Source organism: Novosphingobium sp. B-7 (assembly GCF_000410615.1).
GTDB lineage: Bacteria > Pseudomonadota > Alphaproteobacteria > Sphingomonadales > Sphingomonadaceae > Novosphingobium > Novosphingobium capsulatum.
Window position 1 is genome coordinate 1 of the sequence record NZ_KE148421.1, and the last position, 1,176, is coordinate 1,176.

Consider the following 1,176-nt stretch of genomic DNA (forward strand, 5'->3'; position numbering starts at 1 on the left):
GCCGAAGCCCGCGCCGCCACTTTGCGCGAAGGGCTGCGCCAGGCCAACCGCCTGGCCACGCTGGGCCAGGTCACGGCCAGCGTGGCCCACGAAACCGCGCAACCTGTCGCCGCGATCCGCAACTATGCCGCCAGCGCCACGCTGCTGCTCAACCGCGGCGAGAGCGCCGAAGTTGCGCACAACCTGGCGGCGATCACCCGCCTGGCCGATCGCATCGGCGCCGTGACCGAACATCTGCGCGGCTTTGCCCGCAAGGGCAGCCGGGGCGATGGCGCGGTACCTCTGGCCGAGGCGATCGATGGCGCGCGGCTGATCCTGAAAGAACAACTGGGCCGCGTGGCGCTGTCCCTTCCCGCGCCCGATCCGGCCTGGCAGGTACGGGCGGAAAAGACCCGGCTGGAACAGGTGCTGGTGATCGTGCTGCAAAACGCGATCGAGGCGCTGGCCGGCACCGCCGCTCCGGCGATCCGCCTGGATATCCGCCGCGATGGCGCGATGGTCGATGTGGACATCGCCGACAATGGCCCCGGCCTTGCCCCCGATATCGCCGCGCGGCTGTTCACGCCCTTTGCCACCAGCCGGCCGATGGGCCTTGGCCTGGGGCTGGTGATCGCCAAGGACATCATGGAAGAATTCGGCGGCAGCCTGGTCCACGTGTCCAGCCCTGCAGGTGCCTGTTTCCGCCTCAGCCTGGCCGTGGCGGAATAGCCGGTGGCAGAACCTGCCCGCCTGATCGCCCTGGTCGAAGACGACGAGGATCTGCGCGCCTCCACCGCGCAACTGCTGCGCCTGGCCGACTTTACCGTGGAAGCCTTTGCCGACGCGCCCGCAGCGCTGGCGGCGGTGGGTGCTGCCTGGCCCGGCCTGGTGATCAGCGACGTGCGCATGCCCGGTCTTTCGGGCATAGACCTGTTCCGCGCGCTGCATGCCCGCGATGCCGAACTCCCGGTGATCCTCATCACCGGGCATGGTGATGTTGGCATGGCGGTCGATGCGCTGAAAGCTGGCGTTTGGGATTTCCTGACCAAGCCTTTTGCCGCAGAAGCCCTGATCGCGGCGGCAGAGCGCGCCGCCCATGCCCGCGCCCTGGCCCTGGAAAACCGCCGGCTTCAGGCCCTGGCGCAAGACAGCGGCGGCAGCGCGCTGATCGGCGCCTCGCCCGCGATCCGCCGCCTG

The 1,176-nt window shown here is 69.7% G+C and carries 2 protein-coding genes; both read left to right on the plus strand.

Annotated elements, in window-relative coordinates:
* Positions 1–708, plus strand: a 708-nt coding sequence (locus H926_RS0118360) for a sensor histidine kinase (RefSeq protein ID WP_022677605.1), incomplete at its 5' end; no start/stop codon positions are given.
* A 3-nt stretch (positions 709–711) separates the two neighbouring features.
* Positions 712–1,176, plus strand: a 465-nt coding sequence (locus tag H926_RS28755) for a response regulator (protein ID WP_022677606.1), incomplete at its 3' end; no start/stop codon positions are given.